The following is a 26,327-nucleotide window of genomic DNA, read 5'->3' as shown; positions in this document are numbered from 1 at the left end:
TTTAGGTTAAGGACCAAACAGGATGCGGCCGCCGGCGTGTTGCCCGGCGTCGGAGAAATAACGGAAATGCAGGGTGCCGCTGGTGCCGTCGTCGGCGCGGTCGTACTTGAGCTCCAGCTGGAACGGGGTGTCGGGCCTGACCACCTGCTGGAACTTGAGCGCGTGGATGGCGCGAAACGCCGGTGCCATCGCAAAGTGCAGGCGAGCGTAGCGAATCGCCCAGTCGACCTGCACCACGCCCGGCAGCACGGCCGCTTGCGTGAAGTGGCCGTCGAAGTAGAACAGGGTCGATGGCACCACCATTTCGAGCAAGGCGCGCTGCGCGTCCTGCTCCAGCAGGCGTACCTGCGGCACGCGCGGACGGGCGTCGCCCACGCCGAGCAGGGCAAGCAGCTGCGCGTGGGTGGTCTTGCCCTGGGCGTTGAGCGGAAATTGATCGAGGTAGCGCCAGCGGCGCGGCAGCGCGACCGCTTCCACCACGCGCCCCAGGTGGGCGCGCAGCAACGCGTTGAGCGACTGCTTGCCCTCGGCGTCGAGCAGCGCGCGCCCGCTGGCGGACGGAATCACGAATCCGGCCAGCACCTGGCGCTCGCCGGCCCGCTCGGGGCAGACGATCACGCGCGCTTCGCTGGCCAGGCCGGACGCGACCAGGGCCGCTTCGATGGCGTCGAGCGAGATACGTTTTTCTTCGATCTTGACCAGGCGGTCGCCGCGCCCGAGCAGCAGGAAGCGTCCGTCCGGCGCCGGATTGACGCGGTCTTCCAGGGCCAGCCAGTCGTCGTCGCCCAGGTGGCTGGAGCGCACTTCGAGGCGGCCGCTGTCGGGCGCGATGCGCCAGGCGACGCCGGGCAGCGCTTCCCACGCACCGGGCGAACCGGGATGGTGGCGGCGCCAGGCCACGCCACCGGTTTCGGAGCTGCCGTAGATTTCGGTCGGGACCTGGCCGAGCAGATGGGCGGCCGCCACCGATGCCTCGGGTGCGAGCGGGCCGCCGGACGAAAACACGACGCGCAGGCAAGCCGCCGCCGCGCTCCAGTCCAGGTGAGCCGGCAAGCGTTTCAGGTGGGCCGGGCTGGCGACCAGCACGCACGGGCGCTGTCCGAGCATCTGCGCCAACTGCTCGGGATAGGCCAGGCTGGCGGCGTGGATCGCGCGGCCGGCGGCCAGCGGCCACAAGACCTTGAACAGCAAGCCGTAGATATGCTGGTGCGAGACGGTCGAGAAGATCTCGGCCTCGCCGATGGCGGGGCCGAACAGGGCCTCGAGCGTGGCCACTTCGCTGGTGAGCTGCGAGAGTTGTTTCGGGATCGCCTGCGGCGCACCGGTGCTGCCGGAGGTGTGCACCACCAGCGCGGGGAAGGCGCCGTCAGGCCCGCTCCATGGCAGCGCGCAGGCGTCGTCGCTCGCCGGCTGCAGCGGGGTCCAGCGCGCCGGGAACTCGCCCAGGAAACAGTCGACCGAGCGCGCCAGCGCGATGCAGCTGGCGTCGAGCGTGTCGGCGGTGAGCCAGACGGTTTTGCCGGCCTGCCAGGCGCCCAGCAGCGCAGCGGCGAATTCGAGGCTGTCCTCGAGGTACAGGGCGGCATTGGCGCCGGGCGTACGCACGGCCAGCGCGCGCCATGCTCCCACGCGCGCGCGCAGCGCGCCGATGGTGACCGGCGTGCGGACGGAAGCGGCCTCGCGCCAGCCGGCGATGGCGGCGCCATCGCGCGCGCCCAGAACGGAAAACAGATCAACCATGATGCAATCGCTTAAAGCGCAGACGTACCAAAAATTCAGCGGCGAACAGCAGGCCCATCAGACCGTACGAAATCACGCCGTTGTACAGCGACCAGACCTCTTGCGATGCCCACAGCGCGGTGCCCAGCGCAATCGCGCCGTTCACCACGAAAAACCCGCACCACACCTTGGTGACCGTGCGCGTGTACGCCACCGCCGCGGGCGGCAGGTCCGGCTCGCGCATGCGCGCAAAGCGTTCGACCATCGACACCGGCGTGGTGAGCGTATACCCAAAAGCCGCCAGCAAGCCGGCACTGACCAAAACCGGGTACAGCTTCAACGGCAGCATGGCGTTGCCCATCACCGCCACGGCAGCCAGCACCAGGGCGCCGGCAACCGACCAGCGCGCGGCCACGCTGGCCTTCAAGGCCGGCAGGCGCGCCAGGGCGGCGAGCAGCAGCAGCAGCGCCAGCGAGCGCGGCTCCACCCTGCCCTGTCCGTACCAGACGGCCAGCGGATAAGACAGCGTGAGCACGACCGAGATCACCGCCAACGGCGCGGCCAACCGGCGCATGCTTATAACGCCTGCTCCTCGACCAGATCGTCGAGCGCATTGACCACGTCACCGATGGTGCGGATGGTCTTGAACACTTCCGGCTGCAGGCGCTTGCCGGTCAGCTGCTTGAGCTTGACCGCCAGGTCGACCGCGTCGATGCTGTCGATATCGAGATCGGCGTACAGGTTCGAGTCCGCCGTCAGCGAGGACTTATCGAGCTCGAACATGTCGGCCAGCAGATCGACGACCCACGCATGCAGCTCGTCACGGCTCATATTGTTTACGTCTACCATACAAACTCCTTACTTTTTGCGGTGGGTTTCAATCAGAGCCGCCAGCGCGCGCACCGACGCGAAATGGCTGCGGGTGTCTTCCGAATCGGCCGACAGCGAGATGCCGTAGCGCTTTTGCAGCGCGACGCCCAGTTCGAGCGCATCGATCGAGTCCAGGCCAAGGCCTTCGACGAACAGCGGCGCGGCGCTGTCGATATCGTCCACGCTAATATCTTCCAGTTGCAGGACGTCGATAATCAGTTGTTTCACTTCTGTTTCAAGCATGGCCTTGGTACTCTCCAGTAAAAAATTGTTGCAGGTGGTCCGTCAAATGACGCACCGCCATTACTTCGCTCATGTCGCCGCCCAGGAAGGCGCCGACCTCAATGTCGTCTTTCACTTCAAGCCGGAACTGCACGAAGCGCTCCGGCACGCGCCACCACTTGTCGCCCTTGCCCAGCGTGGGCGGCTGGCAGTCGATCAGCACCGGGGTCACGGCGCGCCCGCCGCGCACGGCGATGTTGGCGGCGCCGCGTTTCAGGCTGATCGCGCCGCCAGCCGGGGTGCGCGTCCCTTCCGGGAAGATAATCAGGTTGTTCCCGGCGCGCAGGGAGGCGATGCACGCCTCGACCAGCTGCTCGCCGCTGTCGTTACTGATGTAGCCGGCGGCCCGCACCGGACCACGGGTGAACGGGTTATTCCACAGGTGGCTCTTGACGATGCAGTCGGCGCGCTTGACGAACGCCATCAGGAACACGGTATCGATCAGTGACGGGTGGTTCGCGAGAATCAGCAGGCCACCCCGTTCGAGCTTTTCGAGCCCGATGAATTCATAGCGCAGCACACCCAGGCCGCGCATCAGGCCCACAAAGCCGCGAAACGTCAGGCGCAGGATCGCGCGCGCCACCGTGACGCGCGCGGCGCGCTCCCACACCACCACCTGCAGCAGCGGGAACACCGCAATGCGCAGCAGCAGGCCGCCGATACCGAAGGCGAGAAAACTGATGCCGGTGGCCAGGACGCGCCAGTAGCGGCCGATCCGGTCAAACATCACGCGTCCAGGTCCAGCGCTGCATGCCCGCCTGGCGCACCAGGCTCGCGGCGCCGCTCAACTGGAACCGCAGCACGTCCAGGCCACCGGGCTGGGTCGACACCGGCGCCGTGTCATCGGCGGCGGCGCAGGCCAGGCTGATGGCGTCCGCACCGGGCGCGGTCATCAGCCACGCCCACGCGTGCGGCTGTTCGTCGCAATCCTCGAAATGCGCGAGGGCCTGCGGCAGTGCGCAGTCGTACACCACCAGCAGGACCATGGGCGCGCCGTCGGCCAGCAGGCCGCAGGCTTCAACCACGCCGTGTTCGACGGTCGCCGCGCCGGCCGACAGGGCCATGTGATTGGCGCGGTCGGTGCGTGCGATCGAGAACAGGCCGGCGCTGGCGTTATGCACGGCCAGGCCGAAGCCGGTCGGCGACATCGGGTCGCCCTGGGATAACTCGCCCAGCAGGTCGACCGCGCGCGACACTTCGCCATGGCGCGAACAGAACACGGCCGCAATATCGGTGCGGCCATCCAGGCAGCGATAAGCCACTTCCAGCGCCATCTTGCCGAGGAAGCCCGCGCGGCGGCGCAGCATGGCCGGCATCGCAGCCACGGCCGGATCGGGACCTTCACCTATCCTAGCCGGTACGGGTGCCTGCGCCCATCCGGCCCAGGCCTCGGCCGTTGCCAGCCCGGGCGCCCACGCTGTGTGCGCAGCAATAGAAAACTTCAGGCCGTCTACTCGCATTTGGTGCTAATTTCTCTAAGGTACATACAGCCTGAATTATAAACTGCCGGTATTGCTGGCTCCTAGAGGAATACTTCCATTCGAGAAACTATAGTAGCGGCAAGCAACAGAACTGCGAATTGTCCCACTGTTACGGGATTTTATGCAAATAAATATCTGATAAACAACAGAAAATGTGTATTCAAGGGGATTTGGGAGCAATAAATGCGACGCTCGGCGATAGCGCCGATAGCCGATGCCGGCAACCCATCGTGTCGCGGAGAAACAGGAGGGAGCGGGAATAGCGGCGGGATGTTGGCTTTCAATGCAAAACCGGGCCTGTGCCGGTTTTGCAATTGCTCGTGTTAGCGGCCCGACGCTGGCCAGGCAAGCGAGCAATCAGCGCCGGCGACGAACTTTTACATTACTGCGCTGTCATACCATCATCGGCGGTGATGATGGCGCCGTTGATGAAGTGGCTTTCTTCGGCCGCGAGCAACAGCAGCAAGCCATCCAGGTCTTCCGGTTTGCCCGGGCGCTTGCGCGGCAGCATGTCGATCAGTTTCTGGCCTTGTTCGGTGGCGAAGTACTCTTCATTGATTTCAGTGGATATATAACCAGGACAAATCGCATTGACATTGATGCCATATTTGCCCCACTCCACCGCCATCGCCTTGGTCATTTGCACCACACCGGCCTTGCTCATGCAATACACCCCGATTTGCGGCAGTACGCGCAGGCCGGCAACGGAGGCAATGTTGATAATACGATGCTGTTTTTTCGGATCGCCCTTGGCGCGCTGGATCATGCGCTTGGCCGCTTGCTGGGCCACGAAAAAGGCGCCGCGCAAATTGGTATCCATGACGTAGGAGTAATCTTCCGGCGTCACGTCGATCAGGCGCTGGGTGGTCGAGACGCCCGAGTTGTTCACCAAAATATCGATCGGGCCGGCTTCGGTTTCGGCGTGCGCGATGGCCGACTTGATGCTGGCCAGGTCGGTCACGTCGAGGGACACCACATGGGCGGCGCCGCCGTCGGCTTCGATTTCGGCGCGCAACTCTTTCAGGCGGTCGGTACGGCGCGAAGCCAGCACGACCTGAGCACCGGCACCGGCCAGGGCCTTGGCGAAACGCGCGCCCAGGCCGCTCGATGCGCCGGTGATCAGTGCGATTTTTCCTTCGAAATTTACTTCAATACCCACGATCGGCTCCTGTGCGGTGGTCTTGCGAAAGCATAATGATGTCACAAATTGCCAGTATTAGATGGCAGCGTCTAATATTGTCCGTAAAATGGCGCCAAAGTTGCAATCCTCGACAAAAAGCCGCACACTCGTGCTTAAATTTTTCTATCCCATGAAGAGACCATGACAGAGCCTATCAATATCCTCGAACAATACGGTCCGCGCGAAGCGATGGAGTACGACGTTGTCGTCGTCGGCGGAGGCCCTGCCGGCTTGTCCGCCGCCATCCGCCTGAAACAAATGGCGGCCGACAAAGGCCAGGAAGTGTCCGTTTGCGTGCTGGAAAAAGGCGGCGAAATTGGCGCACACATCCTGTCCGGCGCCGTGATGGACCCGCGCGCCCTGACTGAACTGATTCCGAACTGGAAGGAACTCGGCGCACCGCTGAATACCGCCGTGACCGAAGACCGCATCCTGTTCCTGACCGAAAACAAGGCTTACCAGGCACCCGGCTTCGTGACCCCGGCCTGCTTCGAAAACCACGGCAATTACGTGATTTCGCTGGGCAATGTGGTGCGCTGGATGGGACAGCAGGCCGAAGCGCTCGGCGTGGAAATCTTCCCCGGCTTCGCTGCCGCGGAAATCCTGTACAACGAGGATGGCTCGGTCAAGGGCGTGGCGACCGGCAATATGGGCGTGGACCGCCATGGCAAGCCGACGCCAGCCTTTCAGCTCGGCATGGAACTCCATGCCAAGTACACCTTGTTCGCCGAAGGTTCGCGCGGCCACCTCGGCAAGCAACTGATGGTCAAGTACGACCTGAACAAGGGCAAGGACCCGCAGTCGTACAGCATCGGCATCAAGGAATTGTGGGAAATCGATCCGGCCAAGCACAAGCCGGGCCTGGTCATCCACACCACCGGCTGGCCGCTCACCTCGGATACCTATGGCGGTTCGTTCCTGTACCACATGGAAAACAACCAGGTCATGGTGGGCTATGTGATCGGCCTGTCGTACGAGAATCCGTATCTGTCGCCGTATGAAGAATTCCAGCGCTACAAGACGCACCCGGAAATCCGCACCTTTTTCGAAGGCGGCAAGCGCATTTCCTACGGCGCGCGCGCGATCACGGCCGGCGGCCTGCAAGCCTTGCCGAAGCTGGTGTTCCCGGGCGGCGCGCTGATCGGCTGCGAGGCGGGTTTCCTGAACATGAGCCGCATCAAGGGCAGCCATGCGGCGATCAAGACCGGCATGCTGGCGGCCGAATCGGCTTTCGCGGCGCTGGGCGAGCAGCGCCAGCACGACGAACTGTCGAGCTTCCCGGCCGCGTTCGAGCAATCCTGGCTGCACGAGGAATTGCACGTGGCGCGCAATGTCAAGCCGTGGCTGTCGAAGGGCCTGTACCTGGGCTCGATCATGACCGGCATCGACCAGCTGATTTTGCGTGGCAAGGCGCCCTGGACCCTGCACCGCGATTACGGCGACCACGAATGCCTGAAACCGGCGGCAAACTATGCGCCGATCGCGTATCCGAAGCCGGATGGCAAGCTGACCTTCGACCGCCTGTCGTCGGTGTTTATTTCAAACACCAACCATGCGGAAGACCAGCCGATTCACCTGACGCTCAAGAATGACAGCATTCCGGTGTCGGTCAACCTGGCGCAGTATGCCGGGCCGGAGTCGCGCTACTGCCCGGCCGGCGTGTATGAGTTCGTCAAGACCGACGAGGGCAAGGACCGCCTGCAGATCAATGCCCAGAACTGCGTGCATTGCAAGACCTGCGATATCAAGGATCCGACCCAGAATATCGTGTGGGTGACGCCGGAAGGCGGCGGCGGGCCGAATTACCCGGGGATGTAAGCCCCATGCGCCGGTTCCGCCCAGGGCGGGACCGGCGTCGATCTTCAATGCGGCAAGCGCGGCATGCCCGCAAGGGCCATCGCTTCAAATTCCTGCGCCGGCATCGGCTTGGCAAACACATAACCCTGCGCGAAGTCGCAGCCGGCATCGACCAGCAGCGCGCGCTGCACCTTGGTCTCCACCCCTTCCGCCACCACTTTCAGCCCCAGCTTGTGCGCCATGGCAATAATGGCTTCGCACAGCGCCAGGTCGTCCACATCGTTTTCCAGCGTGGCCACGAAGGAGTGGTCGATCTTCACGTAATCGATATCGAAGCGCTTCAGGTGCGACAGCGAGGAATAGCCGGTGCCGAAGTCGTCCAGCGCCACTTGCAGCCCCATGGCGCGGAACTGGCGCAAGCGCTCGATGACCTGGTCCGCCCCTTCGAACAGCACGCCCTCGGTAATTTCGATGACGATGCTGTGCGCCGGCAGGCCCAGCTCGTTGAGGTAGTCGAGCCAGCTCAGGTACAGGTCGGCATCGCGCCGGAACTGCACCGGCGACTTGTTGACGCTGACCTGGAACGCGGGGTCGATGCTGCGCTGCCAGCGCTGGACCTGCTGCGCCACTTCGCGAAACACCCAGTCGCCGATCTCGACGATGAGCCCGTTCGACTCGGCAAACGGGATGAATTCGGCCGGTCCCAGCAAACCGCGGGTCGGATGGCGCCAGCGCAGCAGCGCCTCGGCCTTGTGCACGGCGCCCGTTTGCAGCGAGACAATGGGCTGGTACACGATCTCGAACTGGCGCAGCGCGATGGCCGCGCGCAGGTCGGCGGCAATGCTCTGGCGCGCCTGGGCAGCGTGTTGCAGGTCGGGCGTGAAATAGCTGAACTGATGGCCGCCCGCGTTTTTCGCGGCGACCATGGCGCGGTCGGCGCGCTCGACCAGCTGGTCGATGTCGCGCGCGTCGGGCGGGTAGAGGGCGATACCGATGCTGGCCGACACAAAGGCAAGTTCGCCGTCCAGGTCGAACGGCAAGGCCAGCGCCGCGATGATGGCGTGGGCAATGCGCTCGACGCTGCCGATATGGTCGAGCCCTGCCAGGATGATGGTGAATTCGTCGCCGCCCAGCCGTGCCAGGGTATCGCTGGAACGCACGCAGCTGGCGATGCGGCGGCTCGCTTCCATCAGCACCAGGTCGCCGCGCGCATGGCCCAAGCGGTCGTTGATCGCCTTGAAGTGGTCGAGGTCGATGAACAGCAGCGCCAGGAAAGCGGCGCCGCGGTCGGCCTTGCGCGTCTCGTGGCGCAGCCGGTCCATGAACATGTGGCGGTTGGGCAGCCCGGTGAGCGTGTCGTAGTTGGCCTGGTGCCAGATCAGCTCGGTTGATTGCTTGTGCTCGGTGATATCGGTGACCAGCGCCAGCACGCCCAGGCAGGCGCCGTCGGCGTCGAGGATGGGACTGCTCGAGATGGAGGTCCAGACCACCCTGCCATCCTTGCCGATGAAGCGGTATTCCTGGGCGATGGGCGGGCCGTGGGCGTGCCCGGCGCCGCATCGGGCGAGCATGGCGATGCCGTCGTTGTCCATGAACGAGAGCAGCGGGCGGGCCAGCATCTCTTCGATGCTGTAGCCGAGGATCTGGGCCATGCGCGGGTTGACGAAAGTGGTGTTGGCAGCGGCATCGATCTCCCAGATGCCCTCGCCGGCGCTGTGGACGATGCGGCGAAAGCGCTCTTCGCTGCGTTCGAGCGCGGCCAGCCTGCCTTCGGCGCGCTCGACCAGCAGGCGGCAAGCCTGGCCGCTGCCGTCGGCGCTGCCACGCAGGGTGACGTCGCCCCCGCCCGCGTCCGGCGTTCGCAAGCGCACGCGGCAGGTTTCAGCGCTGTCGCTGTTGAGGGCGCGGGCGAAAAAGCCGTCGAAGTCGGGCAGGAAGGCGGGCACCACGAAAGTGCGGAAATGGTGCAGCCCGGGATGGGCGCGCGCCACGCCCAGCATGGTGGCGCCGACTAGATTTACTTGAAGAACGGTGCTGTCGAAGGCCAGCAGGAAGTAGCCGACGGGGGCCAGCAGATACAGGTCGCCGGCGCGCGCCAGGTCTTGCTCGTCGTGCAGGCGTTCGAGGGTGACGCCGCTGCTGTCGGTGGAGGGGGCCGGCAAGTCGCTGCGGGCCAGCGCGGGCAAGGGGGCTGGCTGGCCCGGGTCGAAGGCAAAGGCGCCGCCGGGCAAGGCGTGATCGGCGCGGCGGGCATGTGCCTGCGCTGAACCACCCTGTGCTGCCGGATCGTGATCGTTGTCCATCTCACCTCGCACACATTGCACACGCCAGCGGACACCTGCCACACCGGCACGCGCTGGCGCACAACGGAGATGGAAGCACTGTTCACAAGACTAGCATGGGCGCGGGCGCCATGTCGAGCGCCACCACCGATGGTGCCGCAGATTGCGCGAAGGCGGCGAACACGGCTAGTGGTGCGCGCGGTTCAGGCGCCGTTCAAGATAGCGCTGCAGCGCCTCGAACAGCAGGCTCAGGCACCAGTAGATCAGGGCTGCGGTCATATACAGCGGCAAGGGATTGGCGCTGCCGGCGACCGCTTCCTTGGTCGCAAGCATCAGCTCGCTAATGGTGACGACCGAGACCAGCGAGGTATCCTTGATCAGGCTGATGAGGGTATTGCTCATCGACGGCACGGCCACGCGCAGCGCTTGCGGCAGCACCACGTGGTACAGGGTGGCCCAGTAACCCAGGCCCAGGCTGAAGCTGGCGCGCCACTGGCCCTGGCTCACGCCCAGCACGGCGCCGCGCAAGCTCTCCGAGAGGAAGGCGCCGGCATTGAGCGACAGCGCCAGCACGCCGGCCACCACCGGCGGGAAGTCGATGCCGATGCTGGGCAGCCAGTAATAGATGACGTACAGCTGCACCAGCAGGGGCGTGCCGCGCATCGCGCTCACATACAGTTCGGCCGGCGCGCGCACCAGTTTCCAGCGCGACAGGCGCATCAGTGCCGTGGGAAAGCCCAGCGCCAGCCCGCCGACCATCGAGGCCAGCGCAAAGATCACCGTATAGCCGGTGCCCTTGAGCATCGAGGGCGCGGCATCGCGCAAGAGTTCGGCCAGCGCGCTCCAATCCATCGGCACCGGCCCGGATCAGGGCTGCGCGGCCGGGCGGCTGACGTCGCTACCGAACCATTTGAGCGAGATTGTCTTGAGGCTGCCGTCGGCCTGGGCCTCGGCCAGCGCGCGGTTCAACGCAGCCTTGAGTTCGGGATTGCCTTTGCGGACAGGAATGCCCATCCGCTCGACATTGCCGACGCGCGCGCCGGCCTGGATCGGCAGCTTGGAGTGATTGAGCAGGTAAGCCACCATCAGGCTGTCGTTGAGGGCGGCGTCGATGCGGCCGAAGGCCAGGTCTTGCAGCGTTTCCGGCGCGGCCGGATAGCTGCGCACGTCGACGCCGGGCACGGCCTTGGCCTGCTGTTCGTACACGCTGCCCTGCCCCACGCCGAGTTTCTTGCCCTTGAGGTCGGCCAGGGTGGCGTACGTCGCCTTGTCGTTCTTGCGCACGATCAGTTGCGGATTCGAATAGGTGTAAGGCTCGGAAAAATCGAAGGTTTGCTCGCGCTTGGGGTTGATGCCCACCTGGCTGACGACCACATCGAACTTGCCGGCGGCCAGCCCGGCCAGGATGGCGCTCCACTCGGTGGTGATGAATTCGGGTTTCAAGCCCAGCCGTGCCGCCAGCAAGGTGGCGACATCGACGTCGTAGCCGGCCAGCTGGTTGGTCTTCAAGTCCTTGAAATTGAATGGCGGATACGTGCCTTCCATCGCAATTTTCAGCGTGCCGCGCGCCTTGGCGCTGGTGAGCAGGTCGGCGCTGGCGGCCGGCATGGCCAGGGCGGCGCCGATCAGTCCAAGGGTCAGGGTCAGGGTCAGGCGGCGACGGGGCTGGATAGGCATGGAGTGTGGAATGTTATGGAATAGAAAAGCAGTTTAGCGCGAATAGCTGGCCTTACGGTGGCGTCCGCCAAAATTATGGCCGACCACCAGGGTCGTGCTGGCGACCAGGGTCGACAGTCCGATGATGAGCTGCACCAGTTTATCGTCCGGCAGCACCCACAATTGGCCCTGCGGCGCCTCGACGCCGGTGGCGGCCATGATCAGGGGCGCGATCCAGGCGGCATCGTCGTCGACGTCGAGGATGACGGCGTCGGCGCTGGTCTGCATATAAATATTGCCGCCCTCGGCCAGGGTGAAGCAGACGCCGTAGCCAGTTTCGTGCGGGGCGATGTGTTCGGTCAGGCTTTGGTTGTGCTCGTCGATCCACAGTTCGACGTCTTGCGGCGTTTCGAGTGCGGTCCAGGGGCGCGGGCGAAAGCGCGGCGCGGGCGCGGGTGTTTCTGAGTTCATTGCGTCCTGAGAGTAAGCGTTTAACGGCGCGTATCGTACGGCATTTTCAGGCGCGCGTACATGGAACCGCTGCGCGCGCGGGAGGTCATAGTAGCGTTAACGGGAGGGGGGACGATGAAGCACACGAAATATCACCGGCCGGGCGATGGCTACCGGTCCGAATTCGAGGAGTTCATGCACGGTTTCCTGGCGCAGCATCCTGAGGTGGAGGAAGATCGCCGGCGCGGCTGGGATATCTGGTGGGATCACCGCGTCGATCTGGATGAGCTCGACAAGCAGCGCAAGAACGAGCTGCCGGTCAAGCCGTATGTGTACGATTAGACTGCATCATTGGTACACGCAAATATTTATTGCAATTTGGAATTTTCACGGTATCATGAAGTTGCGCGGTTCGCTTATTTGGTAAAGCCCAGTCAGGAGTGTCTCAGACCGAATGACTGATAACCAGGTTCGATTCCTGGACCACGCACCAGAATAGACGTCCCCAGCCTTCGCTAGACCGAGTTAATTCAACGAGTTAGCAAAATTGTTCGGTCCAGCAAGGTGTCAAAAAGTCGCCATTTTCGCCAAATTATCGCCAATTTTTTTGGCCGTTTGGTCAGCTTGAGAATGCTCAAAATTCATGGAATAAGATTGTGTAGCGTCTCGGCAGGAGGATATGCCATGACCAACCGACGCCAGGACCAGAAGACCGCTGACCTCGTCAGCTAGCGCGCAGCCCTGCAACGTTCCGATGAGTGCCCCCGGCGCGGCCAACGACGCCCGCCGGCGGCTCCGGGACTCCGTCGGCCGAAGACCCTTCTTGCTCAATTTCGGCAATTTTCTGGCGGAAACTTTGATAGAATCACCACTTGACGTGCCACACGGATTCAAACAAGTGCACGTCAATCTCGAAAACTGAGCGCGAACAATGAAAAAAACAGTCTTGTCATTCGTCTTTTTAGCATTATCGGCAGGATGCGCAAACCGCAACAACATCCGGATGCCGGTCTATCCCGCCTACAACGAGACGTCGGAAAGCGACTACGCGCCGTATCTGGTCGACGGCACGTCGGAAATCAGCGGCTAGGCCTTCCTGGTGCAAAAGAATGGCGGCACTGTCAAGGCAGCGGGAAGAATGGTCACCCTCGATCCGGTCACCACAACCAGCAGCAACTGCTGGAAGCAAGCGGGTCGCACGTGGAAATACCGTCTGTCCCTGCCGCCGTCGGAAGGCTTCACCAGTGCCCGCCGCAGCGTCACCGCCGATGCCGACGGCCGCTTCAAATTTTCGAAGCTGCCGGCCGGCTCGTACTACCTGCGTACCGAACTGACGTGGGATGTGGCCTACCACGGCATCCAGGGCGGCGTGTTAGCCGCGGAGCACGAAGTCAAGCCAGGCGAGACCAAGACGGTCATGTTGAATTCACTGTAATCCTTGCGCGGACCCGGCAGGCAATGCCGGGTCCATCGATCACGCGTCAATGAACAATACGCAGTGACACCGACCCAGGCGCTTGCACATCCCGTGCGGCGCCTAGCCCTTCCAGGTACGCTTGAGCCCGGTATCGGCATGAATCCAGCCGCCGCGCGGCCCGGAACGGTAGTAATACCCTACCCCGCCCTGGCGAAAACTGCGCACCAGCCCGCCGAGCACCTCGGCATTCAGGTTGGCGATACGGATATCGGCCGCCTTGCCTTCGATATGCAGGGACTGGCGCGCCGCCGGCACGCCCGCTTCGCGCAGCTTGTCATTCGATTTGGTGGTGCGAAAGCCGGACAGGATTTCCAGCGGTTGCTCGATGCCGTAGCGCGCGATGAATGCCTGCGTGCCCCACAGCGTTTCAAATAGCTTGGGATCGATCGGTGCCGTTTCCTTGCCGTTGACGTCACGCATCAAATGGCACAGTTCCTGGTAGGCCGCATCGATGACCTGGCCATCCTTCCAGTACAGCACCTTGGTTTTTTCGCCGCTTTGCGGACGCGTCAGCGTCAGCACGCGCGGCTTGAGCCAGAAATCGAGGTCCAGCGCTTGCGCGTCGAAAATATCGGGAGGGGGCGCCAGCTCGGTTTCCGGGGCCGGCGCGGACGGTGCCGCCGCCCGTACTGCCGGCGCCGGCTTGCCCGCCTTAGCGACCTGGACCGGCCGCCGGGACTTGTCCGCCGGTGCCGCGCTGGCACTGCCGCAACCGATCAGCGGAACCGAAATCATGCCCATGGTGGACAGGCATAAGCCTTGATGTAGAAAATCTCTGCGCGTGGCCATGACGAATACTTAGTAAACAAGGCGCACACTATAGCGCAAGCTTGCCGCGCGCACAGGGCGCACGTGCATTATTGCCCGGTACAGTTGCAAAAACGCTTACGCGGGCTGGGATCGATGGTCTCGCAGGCGTTCAATTTCTTCCAGAAGAAGTCGCACTCCAGTCCGTAACAACTTTTTTCCTTGCCCGCGAGGATGTAGCCGTTGCGTTCGTAGAACTTGCTGGCGGTGATGGTGCTGTTCAGGCGCAGCACGCTCACGCCCCAGGCGCGCGCCTGGGCTTCCACCCCGCGCAGGAGCGCCTTGCCGACGCCGCTGTACAGCGCTTCGGGCAAGACATAGCACAGCGACAATTTGCCGGCCTGGGTCAGCAGGGCCACGCCCACCACCGCGCCATCGCGCTCCGCGACCAGGGCATGGTTGGCCGGTGAGACGAACCAGGTGGCCACATTTTGCGGCGTCTTGTTGCCCAGCCACGCCGTCAGCGCCTCCGGATCGTGCCGGTGATCGGCCACGCAGCACTCGGTGATCGAGCGGCGCAAGACGTCACACGCGGCAAACGCGTCTTCTGGCACAGCAATGCGAATCTCAATACCCATGTGCGATCACGATAAGCAATAACAAACAATAAAATGGTGTTGCCGCAGTTCAAGCACAACCCGACTATACCAAGAACGGACATCCCCGCTTGTTGCGAATTTGCCCAGCCCGACCAGCCTACGCCGCCCGGCAGCCCCTGCCAACGAAGAAAATCAAGGAAGCTTATGCGACACTATCCGCACGGCCCCGTCTAAGCATATGACAAAACAATCCTTCCGTTTTGGCTGCGGATTTTAGACCATGCGTCTCGGTTCCTACAATAGAAAGCCCAAGAGAACACCATGAAAACAACATGCAATTTGCGTACCCGCCGGGCAATCCTGTCGCTGGCCGCCGCCATGGCCCTCCTGCCGCTCGGCGCCAGCGCCGCCGAGGCCCAGCTGCTCAACGTCTCGTACGACGTGGCGCGCGAGCTGTACAAGGAAATCAATCCGGCTTTTATTGCAGAATGGAAGAAAAACACGGGCGAAACCATCACCATCAACCAGTCGCACGGCGGTTCGAGCAAGCAGGCGCGCTCGGTGGCGGACGGGCTCGAAGCATCGGTGGTGACGATGAACCAGGCCAACGACATCGACATGCTGGCCGACCGTGGGGTGGTGGCGGCCGGCTGGGCCAAGAAGTTTCCCCACAATGCGGCGCCCTTCTATTCCACCATGATTTTTTTGGTGCGCAAAGGCAACCCTAAACAGATCAAGACCTGGGACGACCTGGCCAAGCCCGGCACCAAGGTGGTCATCCCCAACCCGAAAACAGCCGGCAATGGCCGCTACACCTATCTGGCCGCATGGGGTTCCGTGATCAAGAAAGGCGGCACCGAAGCCCAGGCGCGCGAGCTGGTTGCGCGCATCTTCAAGAACGTGCCGGTGCTCGATGGCGGCGGCCGCGCGGCCACCACCACCTTCACCCAGCGCGACATCGGCGACGCCCTGGTGACCTTCGAGAGCGAAGTGCAGATGGTGCGCAGCGAATTCGGCGAGAACTTCGAGGTCGTCTATCCGGCCGTGTCGATCCTGGCCGAGTCGCCGGTGGCGGTGGTCGACAAGGTGGTCGACAAGCGCGGCGTGCGCAAGCAGGCCACCGCCTACCTGAACTTCCTCTACTCCGATGCCGGCCAGACCATCGGCGCCAAGCACTTCCTGCGCCCGCGCTCGGAAACGGTGGCCAAGAAATTTGCCGGCAACTACAAGCCGATCGCGCTGTTCACGGTCGACGAGGTCTTCGGCGGCTGGAAACAGGCGCAGAAAAAACACTTCGACGACGGTGGCGAATTCGACAAGATCTACCAGGTGAAATAGTCCTGCCCGCGCCGCTTGCGCCCTCCACGCGCAAGCGGCCATTCCTCCAGCCCCCCTCCTTTTTCCTGCCCGCACGGCATCCGCCCATAGCATTTCCGCCACCCAAGTAGCGCACGAGAAACTTTACTTTCCTGAAATAATTCAGGGACTTACGCCACTTTATTAAGGTGTTTATTGCGCTTGAGCTCGTTTTGCCTCATGCACGCTAGACATGGCCGCGCCTTTGATGCTATCGTGCCCCTATAGTAGTTGCCGTATAGAATTAACCCACTCAGCAGCTGCCGCGCTCCCCGCGCCGCCATTGACCCAGCCCAACTGCAAAGACCAACCACATGATCAAGAAATTGCTTGTCACCCTATTGATGTCGATGTCCGCCACGGCCGCCCTGGCCGTGCCGTTCGGATCGCAATCGGTACTGGTGATCGAGGACGACACCGGCAAGATCCTCCTCGAAAAGAATGCCAACCAGGTGGTCTCGATCGCCTCGCTGACCAAGCTGATGACCGCCATGGTCGTGCTCGACGCCAAACAGGACATGAACGAGCAGATCGCCATCGACCAGCGCGACGTTGACGTGCTCAAGCACAGCACCTCGCGCGTGCCGGTGGGCGCCGTGATCAGCCGCCACGACGTGCTCGCACTGGCATTGATGAGCTCCGACAACCGCGCCGCGGCGTCCCTGGGCCGCACCTATCCGGGTGGCGTGGTGGCGTTCAAGTCGGCGGTGCGCGCCAAGGTGGCCGCGCTGGGCATGACGCAGACCGTGATCGAAGAGCCGACCGGCCTGTCGCCGAACAACAAGTCGACGGCATCGGACCTGGTCAAGATGGCCAGGGCGGCATCGGCCTACCCGGAAATCGCGCGCATCACGACCGAGTCGAGCGACACGATCAATATCAGCGGCCGCGAGGTCGAGTACCGCAACACCAACCGCCTGGTCGGCGCCAAGGGCTGGGAAATCGGCCTGTCGAAGACCGGCTACACGGAAGAAGCGGGCCGCTGCCTGATCATGAAGATCAAATCGGCGGGCAAGAATGCGACCCTGGTGCTACTCAATGCCAAGGCCAGTTCGACCCGGATCCTGGACGCGCTCAGCATCCGCCGCTTCATTGCCGGCGACGAAGCGCCGGTGATCGCCCGTGCACCGGTGCGCCAGCGCGCGCAGCCGGTGATCGTGGCGTCGGCGGCGCGTGCGCCGGTGATCAAGGCCAGCTTGCGTGGCCGTGGACGCCACCATCCTGTGATCGTCACCGCCGCCCATGGTCCGGTGGTCAAAGCGGGGCTGCACAGCCGCGTGAAGCTCAAGCAGAACAAGCCGGTCATCTACCGCCACCGCCGCGCGTAAAAAACGCAGCTCCCGTCGTTTCCGTCGCTTCCACCATTGGCGGAAACGACGGTGTTCCTCACCCCGCAATCATCTCCCGCAAACCGCTCGCCCTCTGGGTGCGCTGCGCAATCGACTCGCCCAGGATCGCCGCCAGCGGCGACACCAGCGTAAACTGCGCACTGGCCCGCGTGATCCCCGTATAAATCAGCTCGCGCGCGATCACCGCCCCGCGTTCGCGCGGCAGCACCAGCACCGTGTGCGCAAATTCCGATCCCTGCGATTTGTGTACCGTCATCGCGAACGCCGTCTCCACATGCCGCAAGCGCGTGGCCAGCACACTGCGCACCTTGTCCCCCTCCAGGAAATACACGCGCAACGAGCCCGGACGCGCCGGATCGCCCAAGGTCAGCCCGATGTCGCCATTGAACACGCCGGTGCCGTAGTCGTTCCGGGTGATCATCACCGGCCGCCCCACATACCACTCGCCACGGCGCCGGATCAACCCTGCCCCGTCCAGCCGCTGCTCGATCGCGTCATTCAAGCCGCCCACGCCCCACTCGCCCTCGCGCACCGCGCACAACACCCGGAACGCCTCGAAGCGATGCAGCACCGCGCGCACCCAGGTCTCGTGCGCCTGGCCGCCATCGCCCTCGCCCATGAGCGAGAGATACGGCGCGTAGCCATCGAACGCCAGTTGCACCACATGCTGCTGGTGCCCATGCTCGATCCAGCGCACCGTGCCGTCGCCAGCGCGCAGCACTCCCTCGGCGCGCGCGACGTCGCCGGCGTTCACCGCCAGCGCCAGTTGCCCGATCGGCCCACTGAAACGGCGGCTGCTGCGCAGCATCACGGTCTGCTGCGCCAGCGCCCCGCCGGCGCCGCCATAGTCGGCCGGAATGGTCTCGCCGCTGGCCGCCAGGGCATACGCCATCGTGGCCGCCGAATACCCGCCCGCCTGCGCATCGCGGCACAGGTCACCCAGCACCGCCCCCGCCTCCACCGACGCCAGCTGGTCTTTGTCGCCCAGCAGGATCAAGGTCGCGCCCACCGGCAGCGCGTCCAGCAAGGAGGCCATCATCTCCAGGTGCACCATCGACGCTTCGTCGACAATGAGCACGTCGATGTCGAGCGGATTGCCCTTGTTGTGCGCGAAGGTACGGGTGTCGGGCCGCGCTCCCAGCAAACTATGCAAGGTGCGCGCCGCCCCCATGCGCGCCGTCAGGTCGCGCAGCGGCAGCGTGGTGCCGACCTTGTCGGCCAGTTCGGTCAAGGCCTTGTCGATCGATTGCTTCAGGCGCGCCGCCGCCTTGCCGGTCGGCGCGGCCAGCGCGATGCGCTGCCGTCCCGCGTCCGGCGCCACCGCGAACAGCAGCGCAAGCAGGCGCGCCACGGTGTAGGTCTTGCCGGTCCCCGGCCCACCGGTGATGATCGCGATCGAGCCGCGCAGCGCGATGGCGCAGGCCAGCTTTTGCCAGTCCGGCCCCTTGGTGCGGCGCTCCGACGCGAACAGGATGTCGAGCCAGATGCGCACCGCCGGCGCGTCGACCTCGCGCACCTGTTCGGCGCGCGCGCGGATCGTGTGCGCGACCAGGGTTTCGTCGCGCCAGTAGCGGCGCAGGTACAGGCGCTCGCCGTCAAGCACCAGCGGCTGGTCGAAATCGAGGTCGCCCACATGCCACACCTGGTCGGACGCGGTCAGCTGGTCGATCCAGCCCTTGCGGTTCCTGGGCAGGGCGCCGGCCGAGCGCGCCAGCGCATCCCACTGCTCCTTGTCCCATGCCATCAGCGCGGCCGGGTCCAGCGCCAGCTGGTCGAGCATCAGGCAGCTGTGGCCGCGCCCTTCCAGTTCCGACAGCAGCACGCAGGCCAGCATCAGCGCCGGCGTGGCGCTGCCGAGCGAGCCGACGAAGCGCGCAAAGGTGCCGGACAGGCGCCGCAGCTGGCCATCTTCGGTCAGCATGGCGACCTGCACCCACAGGGCGTCGAGCGAGGCGGCGGGCGAGGCGGCGCGCGAGGCGACGCGCTTCATGCATCCTCCCGCGAGGGCGCGACGCCGAGCAGCGCATCGAGGCCGTCGAGCAATACCAGGTCCGGTTCGAGCAGGTAGCAGCCGCGCGTGCCGGCGTTGGCGATCCCGCGCAGGAACAGGAAAATCGCGCCGCCCAGCTGGCGCGCCGGATCGTAGGCTTCGCCCAGGCGGCTCTTGAGCAAGCGATGCAGGGCCAGCATGTAGATCGCGCCCTGGATATCGTAGCGGTGCAGCGCCATCCCGGCCGCCATCGCGGCCTTGCCGTAGGCGGCGTCGCCGGTGCCGAGCGCGTTCGACTTGTAATCGATCACCCAGTAGCGGCCTTCGTGTTCGAATACCAGGTCGGCAAAGCCTTTCAGCATGCCGTGCAGGTAGCGCTCGGGCAGCGAGGGGCGCGGCGTCTTCCCGAGCAGGTGCGTACCGCACAGGCGGTCGAGCGCTGCGCTGTTCAACTGCTCGCTGGGAAACCAGAACTCCATTTCAGGAATGACGCGATCGATGGCGGCCAGCGGCACGCCCAGGTGCGGCAGCGGCGTGGTGGCCACCGCGCGCAGCCAGGCCACGGCATCATCCTGGCGGTGGCCCCAGCCGGCGCGCTCGCAGCGCTGGCCAAGGCGCGCGGCGAACTGCTCGTCCTCGGCAATCGCAAAGCCCTCCTGCCCCATCCACTCAAGTTGCTCGTGCAAAAAATTGCCGGGCACGGAACCGCGCGGGAAGCGGTGCCAGGGTGCGTCGTCGGTGCGCAGGTTTTGCTGCATGAGCTGCTGTTGCTGCTCTTCGTCGAACAAGGTTTCTTCCTGTGCGCGCATCGGCGCCGCGTTGGTCTGGCGCGTGAGCGAGGTAAAGGAACCGACCGCCCAGTTGCGCTCGAAACTGCCGCCAAAGGGCGCGGCATCGACCAGCGCGGGCTGCGCTTCGTCGCGCGCCAGCATGGTAATGCCTTGCGGCGTATCGAGCGAGCGCAGGCCGATCGCCTGCGAGCCGGCGCGCAGCTTTTCCCAGTACGGCTCGATATCGGCCGCGCCAATCGGCTGCCCGCCCGTCAGCAGGTAGCCGAGCGCCGACTCGTGCAGCTTGTTGTCGCCCGCCTTGCGCGCAGTGACCGCAGCCACGCCGAGCCACAAGAAATGGCGCGCGCGCGTCAGCGCCACGTACAGCAGGCGCAAGTCTTCCTCGATGCGCGCGCGGTCGACGGCATGCAAGGCTTCGTCCGACAGCGCTAGGTCGATGCGGCGCACGCCGTCGCGCCCGACGAATTCGAAAAAGCTGCGGTTGCGCCGGTCGGTGGTGCGCGCCGTCACCGCGAACGGCAGGTACACCAGCGGATATTCAAGCCCCTTGGACTTGTGCACGGTGACCACCTTGACCAGCTCCGCGTCGCTCTCCAGGCGCAGCACCCGTTCATCGCCGCCCTCGCCCACCCCGGCCAGCTGTTCGGCGAACCAGCGGATCAGGGCTTGCTCGCCTTCGAGCTGGCTACTGGCGCTTTGCAGCAGTTCGGCCAGGTGCAGCAGATTGGTCAGGCGCCGCTCGCCGCCGGCCTGCCGCAGCAGCGCCGAGGGCAGCCGCATGTCATGGATAAAGCGGCGCAGCATGGCCAGCACGCCCTGGCGCTGCCACACGATGTGCAAACCCTTCAACTGCTCGACCCGCACTTCCCACGCCAGTTCGTCCGACGACAGGCGCGCCAGTTCGCCCAAGGAAAGGCCGGAGGTGCGGGTGGCAAATGCCGCACGCGCCAGCGCCCCATCGAGCGGATTGGCTACCGCTTGCAGCCAGCGCAGCACGTCGGCGGCCTCCTCGCTCTCGATCACCGAGTCCTTGTCGGACAGGTACACGCTGGGCACCTTGCGCTGCGCCAGCGCGCGCCGGATCGCGGTCGCTTCGCGCCGGTCGCGCACCAGGATGGCGATATCGGCCGGCACCAGGCGCGTGAAGACGCCGTTTTCATTGAACCCCGCGTGCGGGTCGTTCAGCAGGCCGACGATATGCTCGGCGCTGTGATGGGCAAAAAATTCGCGGTAGTCGTCCGCCTTGAGGTCGTCGCGGCTGGTGCTGCAAATGGCCAGCGCCTGGTACGGTCCGTCCACGCCCACCAGCTGCTGCGCGCGTCCCTTTGCCGCCACCGCGTCGAACGGCAGCGGATTGACGCTACCCTTGCGGAAGCGAAAAGCCCCGGCCGCAAAGCCGGGATGGCCATCGCGCCCTTCGGCGTGCAGGAACAGCTGGTTGACCGCTTCCACCAGCGCCGCCGTCGAGCGGTAGTTGGTGCCGAGCTGGTAGTGGCGCCCTTCGGTGGCACTCCGCGCGTCCAGATAGCTGTGGATGTCGGCGCCGCGAAAGCCGTAGATCGACTGCTTCGGATCGCCGATCAGGAACAGGCCGCGCGACGGGTCGTTGTCGGCCACCCGGTACAGCAAGTTGAAGATCGCATACTGGTCGGGCGAGGTATCCTGGAATTCGTCGACCATCGCCACCGGAAACTGGTCGACGATGCGCTGGCGCAGCGCTTCGCCATTGGCGCCTTCAAGCGCGCTTTTCAGGCGCTCGAGCATGTCGGCAAAGCCGAACTGGCGCTTGCGCCGTTTCAGTTCCATCATGCGGCGCGCGATATGCGAAGCGGCATGGCGGTACAGCGCGTGCGCCAGCGGATCGATCGCCTTGAGCGCTTCCCACAGGTCGGTGGTGGCGTCGAAGCACGGCGCAATGTCGACGCTGAAGCCCTTGCTGAAGGCATCCGTGATCCCGTCCGGCGTGAGGCGGTGCCAGGCCGTGTCGGTCAGGGCAGGCATCAGCATGGCGGACGCGCGCGCCCAGGTGCGCAGCGCCTCGAACCATTTGAGCAGGGAATCGGCGCGCAGCTTGTTCCCGTTGAAGCACTTGGGCGCCATCTCGCGCTGGGCGGCGATCCATTGCTCCATGGCGTCGGCGCGCTCGGCCCAACCGGCTTTCAGCTTGGCCAGTGCGGCCGCCTGCGTGCGTTCGACCCGGTCGATGGCTTCTTCCAGCGATTCGTCGGGCGGATCGCCCAGCACCGCGACCCGGCGCACCAGGTCGCGCACCGTGTTCTTGAGCGCGCGCACATCGGGCCAGCACGCCAGCAGCGCGCCGAGCGCACCGCTGTCGAGCGGGTAGACGTTCTGGCGCCAGTAGTCGTGCGCGGCGTCCTCGAACAGCGCGTGTTCGTCGCTGACCAGTTCTTCGTCGAACAGGCTGCCGCTGTCGAACGCGTGCTCGCGCAGCATGCGCTGGCACCAGGCGTCGATGGTGAAGATCGCCGCTTCGTCCATGGTGTCGGCGGCCAGCATCAGGCGGTGCGCGGCCACCATGCGTTCGCCCTCGCTGCCGCAGGCGTCGGCCAGCTGGTGCAGGTATGGGTCGTCCAGTTCCAGCTCGCCCCGGAAAAATCCCGCCGCTTCGACCAGGCGCTCGCGCACCCGGTTCGACAGCTCGCGGGTGGCGGCGCGGGTAAACGTCATCACCAGGATTTCGGACGGCAGCAGTGCGCGCGCAAAGCCGTTCTCGCCGCCGTGGCCAAGCACCAGGCGCAGGTACAGGGCGGCGATGGTCCAGGTCTTGCCGGTGCCGGCGCTGGCCTCGATCAGGCGCGTGCCGGACAGCGGGAAATGCAGGGCGTCGAGCAGCTGGCTCATGGCGCGTCCGTGTCCATGGGGGCGATCTCGATGTGCTGGTCGAGCCAGCGCACCAATGGGCCGTAGAGCGCCTCGGCGATGGCCGGGAACTCGCCACTGGCATTGAGGGCCAAAAAATCGGGCCACAGGCGCGCCAGGCACTGGTCCAGCACTTCGCCCGAGAGCTCGAAGCCGCCTTCGTAGGTGCTGCGCGGCTCGCCCTGCTGCAACAAGGCCAGCGCAGTCTTGCAGGCCACCGGCAGCGGTTGATCCATGTTGCGGCGCCACAGCGCCACCAGCCCGGCCAGTTGCGCGTGCGACTCCTCGCGTTCGAGCGGCGCCAGCATGACGATGGCGTCGCGCGCGACCAGGTAGCCGGTGACCGGCTGGCCGACCGCCGCCGCAGCCAGCTGGCGCAGCCACGGGGCGATCAGCTTGTCGCCGCGCGGTGCACCTTTTTTATCGAGTACCTTCGACGAAATTTGCAGCAGCCAGGCCGTTTCGCTGGCGTTGCTGCGCAGTTTGTCGACCCAGTCTTCGAGGTGCACGCCGTTGAGGTCGAGGCTCACGGCCAGCTTGGGCGCCACTGCATCGAAGCGCGCGCCCAGGGTCAGCCAGGCGGTGCGCACCGGCACCAGGCCCTCGACCAGCTGCTCCTGCCACTGCTTGCCGACCAGGCCAATCGGCAGCACGCCTTCGCGTTTGAGGCGTTCGGCGCGCGCACCGAGGCTGTCGCGCACTTCGTGCAGTTCCTCGGGGGTGCTGGCGTCGTCGAGCAGGCTATCCTCCAAAAAATAGCGTTCCAGCGCGTCGAGCGAGAACGGTTCCTCGTCTTCACCCACGGCCTGGGCGTCGCCGAACGCCACGCCGAGACGGCGCCGGAAAAAATAGCGCGCCGGCTGGCGCAGAAAGTTCGCCAGCTCGCCCAGTTTCAGACGGTACTCGGGTTCCAGCTCGAACGGCGGCAGCATGGTGTCATCCAGGGCGTCGCCAGCGCCGTGGGCGGCGCGCCATTCGGCCGCGTAGGTCAGCATGCCGCCCTGCTCGAAATAGCGCCGGCTGAACGGCTGCAGCGCGTGTTCGGTCGTCATCGCGGCCAGGTCCAGGTCCCAGCCTTCGGCCAGGTAGTCGCGCAGTTGCGATACCAGCACCGAGGCTGGCTGCTCGCTGTTGTCGCGCACATTGCGCCCGACCCAGCTCACATACAGCTTGTCGCGCGCCGCCAGCACGGCCTCTAACATCAGATAGCGGTCATCGTCGCGCCGCGACCGGTCGCCCGGACGCGCCATGCCGGGCAGCGCCAGCAAGTCGAAGTCGGCCTGGCGCGCGCGGCGCGGGAAGTCGCCGTCATTCATGCCGAGCAGGCAGACCACGCGAAACGGCACGGCGCGCATCGGCATCAGGGTGCAGAAGGTCACGCCGCCTGACACGAACTGGTGGTTCAGGGTCGGCTCGTCAAGGGCGCCCAGCCACGCTTCGCGCAGCACCGCCAGCGGCACTTGCTCGTCGAAGCCGGCGCTGTCGCAGGTCTCCAGCCAGCTTTGCAGGGCGTCGTGCAGTTGCGCGAGGGTCAGGCGGTCGCCTTCCTCGGTGGCGGCGAAAAACGCCGCCAGCAGCGCGCGCGCCTGCTCGCCCCACTGCGCCGGGGTGCGCGATGCGGCCAGCGTGGCGCGCCAGGCCAGCAGCGTTTCGATCAGTTGCGCCAGCGAGCCGGCCAGCGCGGCATCGAGCCCGCCCACTTCGGCGTACGGCTCGATCTGGCGGAAGCTGCCGCCGGCGCCGCTGGCGTAACCGAGCAGCATGCGGCGCACCCCAAAAATCCAGGCATTCTGCTCGCCCGCCGAACCGAGTCCGAGGCCGTCGCGGTGCTGCTGGTCCAGGCCCCAGCGCACGCTGGCGCCTTCGATCCAGTTGCCCAGGGTGGGCAGTTCGTCTTCGCTCAGGCCAAAGCGCGCAGCCAGCGCCGGCACGTCGAGCAGGTCGCGCACCTCGCTCTGGCGGCAGCGCTGCTGCGGCAGCCGCAGTAGCCATTCGAGCGACACCAGCAGCGGATTGACGCTGCGGTCCTTCACATCGCCAATCTCGAACGGGATGAAGCGCGGGTCGCTGCGCTTGTGCTGGTCGAACACGGCGTGGATCGCGGCCGAGAAGGTGTCGATATCGGGCACCATGACGACCACGTCGCGCGGGCGCAGCCTGGCGCCGGGCGCGCCGAACCACGACAGCAACTGGTCGTGCAGCACCTCGACTTCGCGCTGGACGCTGTGGGCGACGTGAAATTCGATGGAGCGGTCGCGTGGCGCAGGGTTGGCAACGGCGCCGGATTGCGCCAGCCCCCTGGCACAGGGATGCTCGCGCAGCGGCAGCATGTCGCGCACGGCCGCCTGCACCTGCGCCAGCAGGGTCTCGCCTTCGCCGTCGCTAAAGAGATCGATGCGCAGCTGGTCGGCGCGCTCGCTCGATTCGGTGTCGAATTCGTCGAGCATGCGGATGAAATCGCGCCCTTGCCTGCCCCAGCTGGCCAGCAGCGGATGGCTGTGCGCGTGCAGTTCTTCGAGCGGCACCCCGGACAGGTCGATGCCGCCGCGCTGGCGCTGGCGTTTGTGGGCGGCCTTGAGCAGTTCGCGCCCTTCGATGATGTCGCCCCAATAGAACTGGCAGGGATTGGGCACCGCCAGCAGCACCTGGGTATGGTGCGACAGCGAGGCGATGGCTTGCAAGGTCTGGTACGGCAGCGCCGACATCCCGAACAGCACCACGCGGCGCGGCAGGCGTCCGGCCGGCGCCTCGCCGCTCTCGCTGGCGCGCACGAACTGCTGGTGGATGGTGGCGCGGCCCGAGTCGCGCAGCTGCGGCGGCAGGCTGTCGTTCACGGCGCGCCACAGGCAGGCTTGCCAGCGCTGCTCCGGCGCGAGGGGAACCAGGTCGCCGCGCGCATTGCGCAGGCGGTCGCGCCCGGCCGTCCAGTCGTCGAGCCAGTCGGCACGGTACACCTGGTACTGGTCGTACAGGTCGGCCAGGCGTTCGGCCAGTTGCAGGCGCCGTTCAGGGTCGCCGTCGCCCAGGAAATGGCGCAGCGGGGCGAAGGCCTGGTCGGCCAGCAGATGCGGCAGGAGGCGCATCAGGCGCCAGGTGAGCGGGCCCTTGTCGTACGGGGAGCGGGTCGGAACGCGCTCGCGTCCCAGCATGCCACGGTAGGCTTCCCACAAAAAACGCGCAGGCAGCGCCACGCGGGTGGCCGCGCACACGCCCATTTCCTCGGCCAGCGCGATTTTCAGCCACTCGGCCACGCCGTTCGATTGCACCAGGATGATTTCGGTTTCGAGCGGGTCGAGCGGGTGGCTGCGCAGCCAGGCGAAGAGCGCGGCACGCAATTGCTCCATCTGGTTGCCATGAAGAATAAGGAGGCCGGGCGTGACGGGAGAAGACATGGCGCACAGCATACTAGCTTTGGGCTGGG

At 65.3% G+C, this 26,327-nt stretch carries 22 protein-coding genes and 1 tRNA gene; 7 read left to right on the top strand and 16 right to left on the bottom strand.

Going from position 1 to position 26,327, the window contains the following annotated elements; translation table 11 throughout:
* Positions 1-6 precede the first annotated feature (6 nt).
* The 7 genes from F2P44_RS08270 to F2P44_RS08240 all read right to left on the bottom strand — a co-directional run bounded on the left by F2P44_RS08270 (position 7) and on the right by F2P44_RS08240 (position 5,511).
* Positions 7-1,740 (bottom strand): ApeI family dehydratase, encoded by a 1,734-nt coding sequence (locus F2P44_RS08270; RefSeq protein ID WP_167086225.1) that lies wholly within the window; start codon positions 1,738-1,740, stop codon positions 7-9.
* Positions 1,733-2,293, bottom strand: a complete 561-nt coding sequence (locus tag F2P44_RS08265; protein ID WP_167086224.1) for a COG4648 family protein — start codon at positions 2,291-2,293, stop codon at positions 1,733-1,735. Before F2P44_RS08265 ends, F2P44_RS08270 begins: the two co-directional genes overlap by 8 nt.
* Before the next feature lie 2 nt (positions 2,294-2,295).
* Complete coding sequence (locus F2P44_RS08260; RefSeq protein WP_229423454.1) at positions 2,296-2,568, bottom strand: acyl carrier protein; 273 nt, start codon at positions 2,566-2,568, stop codon at positions 2,296-2,298.
* A 9-nt stretch (positions 2,569-2,577) separates the two neighbouring features.
* Entirely contained in the window at positions 2,578-2,832 is a 255-nt protein-coding gene (locus F2P44_RS08255; protein ID WP_099877909.1) for a phosphopantetheine-binding protein, read from the bottom strand.
* Positions 2,825-3,598, bottom strand: coding sequence for a lysophospholipid acyltransferase family protein (locus F2P44_RS08250; protein ID WP_167086223.1), 774 nt, complete (start codon positions 3,596-3,598; stop codon positions 2,825-2,827). The genes F2P44_RS08255 and F2P44_RS08250 overlap by 8 nt, the downstream gene beginning before the upstream one ends.
* Entirely contained in the window at positions 3,591-4,196 is a 606-nt protein-coding gene (locus tag F2P44_RS08245) for a beta-ketoacyl synthase chain length factor (RefSeq protein ID WP_370662652.1), read from the bottom strand. The genes F2P44_RS08250 and F2P44_RS08245 overlap by 8 nt, the downstream gene beginning before the upstream one ends.
* Positions 4,197-4,734: 538 nt before the next feature.
* Positions 4,735-5,511 carry an SDR family oxidoreductase gene (locus F2P44_RS08240; RefSeq protein ID WP_054263022.1) on the bottom strand — a complete coding sequence of 259 codons (777 nt, stop codon included), beginning with the start codon at positions 5,509-5,511 and terminating at the stop codon, positions 4,735-4,737.
* 162 nt (positions 5,512-5,673) lie between these two features.
* Here F2P44_RS08240 and F2P44_RS08235 point away from each other — a divergent pair, with 162 nt between their 5' ends.
* Positions 5,674-7,350, top strand: a complete 1,677-nt coding sequence (locus F2P44_RS08235) for an electron transfer flavoprotein-ubiquinone oxidoreductase (RefSeq protein WP_187363270.1) — start codon at positions 5,674-5,676, stop codon at positions 7,348-7,350.
* Between the two features lie 44 nt (positions 7,351-7,394).
* Here F2P44_RS08235 and F2P44_RS08230 read toward each other — a convergent pair whose 3' ends face one another.
* The 4 genes from F2P44_RS08230 to F2P44_RS08215 form a co-directional block, all read right to left on the bottom strand.
* A complete protein-coding gene (locus tag F2P44_RS08230) occupies positions 7,395-9,632 on the bottom strand; it encodes a putative bifunctional diguanylate cyclase/phosphodiesterase (RefSeq protein ID WP_167086221.1) in 2,238 nt (745 codons plus the stop codon).
* Positions 9,633-9,797: 165 nt separating this feature from the next.
* Positions 9,798-10,463, bottom strand: coding sequence for an amino acid ABC transporter permease (locus F2P44_RS08225; protein ID WP_167086361.1), 666 nt, complete (start codon positions 10,461-10,463; stop codon positions 9,798-9,800).
* 15 nt (positions 10,464-10,478) lie between these two features.
* Entirely contained in the window at positions 10,479-11,288 is an 810-nt protein-coding gene (locus F2P44_RS08220; RefSeq protein WP_167086220.1) for a cystine ABC transporter substrate-binding protein, read from the bottom strand.
* A 33-nt stretch (positions 11,289-11,321) separates the two neighbouring features.
* On the bottom strand, positions 11,322-11,738 hold the full coding sequence (locus tag F2P44_RS08215; RefSeq protein WP_167086219.1) for a hypothetical protein: 417 nt from the start codon (positions 11,736-11,738) through the stop codon (positions 11,322-11,324).
* Between the two features lie 114 nt (positions 11,739-11,852).
* On the opposite strand from F2P44_RS08215, the gene F2P44_RS08210 reads away from it, so the two are divergent.
* From F2P44_RS08210 to F2P44_RS08195, 4 genes are all read left to right on the top strand, one after another.
* Positions 11,853-12,059 (top strand): DUF3460 family protein, encoded by a 207-nt coding sequence (locus F2P44_RS08210; RefSeq protein WP_167086218.1) that lies wholly within the window; start codon positions 11,853-11,855, stop codon positions 12,057-12,059.
* Between the two features lie 63 nt (positions 12,060-12,122).
* Positions 12,123-12,210: transfer RNA gene (locus tag F2P44_RS08205), tRNA-OTHER, on the top strand.
* 438 nt (positions 12,211-12,648) lie between these two features.
* Positions 12,649-12,807 carry a hypothetical protein gene (locus tag F2P44_RS08200; protein ID WP_167086217.1) on the top strand — a complete coding sequence of 53 codons (159 nt, stop codon included), beginning with the start codon at positions 12,649-12,651 and terminating at the stop codon, positions 12,805-12,807.
* Between the two features lie 48 nt (positions 12,808-12,855).
* Complete coding sequence (locus F2P44_RS08195; RefSeq protein WP_167086216.1) at positions 12,856-13,152, top strand: carboxypeptidase-like regulatory domain-containing protein; 297 nt, start codon at positions 12,856-12,858, stop codon at positions 13,150-13,152.
* Between the two features lie 102 nt (positions 13,153-13,254).
* Here the strand turns inward: F2P44_RS08195 and F2P44_RS08190 are convergent, their stop codons facing one another.
* Together F2P44_RS08190 and F2P44_RS08185 are read right to left on the bottom strand one after the other, a co-directional pair.
* The gene (locus tag F2P44_RS08190) at positions 13,255-13,983 is read right to left on the bottom strand and encodes a YcbK family protein (protein WP_229423453.1); all 729 of its coding nucleotides are present in this window, start codon (positions 13,981-13,983) and stop codon (positions 13,255-13,257) included.
* A 68-nt stretch (positions 13,984-14,051) separates the two neighbouring features.
* Positions 14,052-14,579 carry a GNAT family N-acetyltransferase gene (locus F2P44_RS08185; protein ID WP_167086215.1) on the bottom strand — a complete coding sequence of 176 codons (528 nt, stop codon included), beginning with the start codon at positions 14,577-14,579 and terminating at the stop codon, positions 14,052-14,054.
* Positions 14,580-14,861: 282 nt separating this feature from the next.
* Here F2P44_RS08185 and F2P44_RS08180 point away from each other — a divergent pair, with 282 nt between their 5' ends.
* Entirely contained in the window at positions 14,862-15,878 is a 1,017-nt protein-coding gene (locus tag F2P44_RS08180; protein WP_308610036.1) for a sulfate ABC transporter substrate-binding protein, read from the top strand.
* 332 nt (positions 15,879-16,210) lie between these two features.
* Positions 16,211-17,224 carry a serine hydrolase gene (locus F2P44_RS08175; protein WP_167086214.1) on the top strand — a complete coding sequence of 338 codons (1,014 nt, stop codon included), beginning with the start codon at positions 16,211-16,213 and terminating at the stop codon, positions 17,222-17,224.
* 58 nt (positions 17,225-17,282) lie between these two features.
* On the opposite strand, the gene recD is transcribed toward F2P44_RS08175, so the two are convergent.
* Genes recD through recC form a run of 3 tightly spaced genes read right to left on the bottom strand, consistent with a single transcriptional unit; the run spans position 17,283 to position 26,298 of the window.
* Positions 17,283-19,235 (bottom strand): exodeoxyribonuclease V subunit alpha, encoded by a 1,953-nt coding sequence (gene recD, locus F2P44_RS08170; protein ID WP_167086213.1) that lies wholly within the window; start codon positions 19,233-19,235, stop codon positions 17,283-17,285.
* Positions 19,232-22,888: an exodeoxyribonuclease V subunit beta gene (gene recB / locus F2P44_RS08165; RefSeq protein ID WP_167086212.1), complete on the bottom strand. Its 3,657-nt coding sequence runs from the start codon at positions 22,886-22,888 to the stop codon at positions 19,232-19,234. The genes recD and recB overlap by 4 nt, the downstream gene beginning before the upstream one ends.
* Entirely contained in the window at positions 22,885-26,298 is a 3,414-nt protein-coding gene (gene recC / locus F2P44_RS08160; RefSeq protein ID WP_167086211.1) for an exodeoxyribonuclease V subunit gamma, read from the bottom strand. The genes recB and recC overlap by 4 nt, the downstream gene beginning before the upstream one ends.
* Positions 26,299-26,327 lie beyond the last annotated feature (29 nt).

The sequence above is a fragment of the Massilia frigida genome (assembly GCF_011682175.1).
In the GTDB taxonomy this organism is placed as follows: domain Bacteria; phylum Pseudomonadota; class Gammaproteobacteria; order Burkholderiales; family Burkholderiaceae_D; genus Telluria_A; species Telluria_A frigida.
The sequence above is the reverse complement of the archived record's forward strand: the minus strand, read 5'-3'. Positions and strand labels throughout refer to the sequence as shown.

Coding starts and splice junctions, on each gene's coding strand:
- F2P44_RS08270 (WP_167086225.1), bottom strand. CDS start 1,740: ATGGTTGATCTGTTTTCCGTTCTGGGCGCGCGCGATGGCGCCGCCATC.
- F2P44_RS08265 (WP_167086224.1), bottom strand. CDS start 2,293: ATGCGCCGGTTGGCCGCGCCGTTGGCGGTGATCTCGGTCGTGCTCACG.
- F2P44_RS08260 (WP_229423454.1), bottom strand. CDS start 2,568: ATGGTAGACGTAAACAATATGAGCCGTGACGAGCTGCATGCGTGGGTC.
- F2P44_RS08255 (WP_099877909.1), bottom strand. CDS start 2,832: ATGCTTGAAACAGAAGTGAAACAACTGATTATCGACGTCCTGCAACTG.
- F2P44_RS08250 (WP_167086223.1), bottom strand. CDS start 3,598: ATGTTTGACCGGATCGGCCGCTACTGGCGCGTCCTGGCCACCGGCATC.
- F2P44_RS08235 (WP_187363270.1), top strand. CDS start 5,674: ATGACAGAGCCTATCAATATCCTCGAACAATACGGTCCGCGCGAAGCG.
- F2P44_RS08230 (WP_167086221.1), bottom strand. CDS start 9,632: ATGGACAACGATCACGATCCGGCAGCACAGGGTGGTTCAGCGCAGGCA.
- F2P44_RS08225 (WP_167086361.1), bottom strand. CDS start 10,463: ATGGATTGGAGCGCGCTGGCCGAACTCTTGCGCGATGCCGCGCCCTCG.
- F2P44_RS08220 (WP_167086220.1), bottom strand. CDS start 11,288: ATGCCTATCCAGCCCCGTCGCCGCCTGACCCTGACCCTGACCCTTGGA.
- F2P44_RS08215 (WP_167086219.1), bottom strand. CDS start 11,738: ATGAACTCAGAAACACCCGCGCCCGCGCCGCGCTTTCGCCCGCGCCCC.
- F2P44_RS08210 (WP_167086218.1), top strand. CDS start 11,853: ATGAAGCACACGAAATATCACCGGCCGGGCGATGGCTACCGGTCCGAA.
- F2P44_RS08200 (WP_167086217.1), top strand. CDS start 12,649: ATGAAAAAAACAGTCTTGTCATTCGTCTTTTTAGCATTATCGGCAGGA.
- F2P44_RS08195 (WP_167086216.1), top strand. CDS start 12,856: ATGGTCACCCTCGATCCGGTCACCACAACCAGCAGCAACTGCTGGAAG.
- F2P44_RS08190 (WP_229423453.1), bottom strand. CDS start 13,983: ATGGCCACGCGCAGAGATTTTCTACATCAAGGCTTATGCCTGTCCACC.
- F2P44_RS08185 (WP_167086215.1), bottom strand. CDS start 14,579: ATGGGTATTGAGATTCGCATTGCTGTGCCAGAAGACGCGTTTGCCGCG.
- F2P44_RS08180 (WP_308610036.1), top strand. CDS start 14,862: ATGAAAACAACATGCAATTTGCGTACCCGCCGGGCAATCCTGTCGCTG.
- F2P44_RS08175 (WP_167086214.1), top strand. CDS start 16,211: ATGATCAAGAAATTGCTTGTCACCCTATTGATGTCGATGTCCGCCACG.
- recD (WP_167086213.1), bottom strand. CDS start 19,235: ATGAAGCGCGTCGCCTCGCGCGCCGCCTCGCCCGCCGCCTCGCTCGAC.
- recB (WP_167086212.1), bottom strand. CDS start 22,888: ATGAGCCAGCTGCTCGACGCCCTGCATTTCCCGCTGTCCGGCACGCGC.
- recC (WP_167086211.1), bottom strand. CDS start 26,298: ATGTCTTCTCCCGTCACGCCCGGCCTCCTTATTCTTCATGGCAACCAG.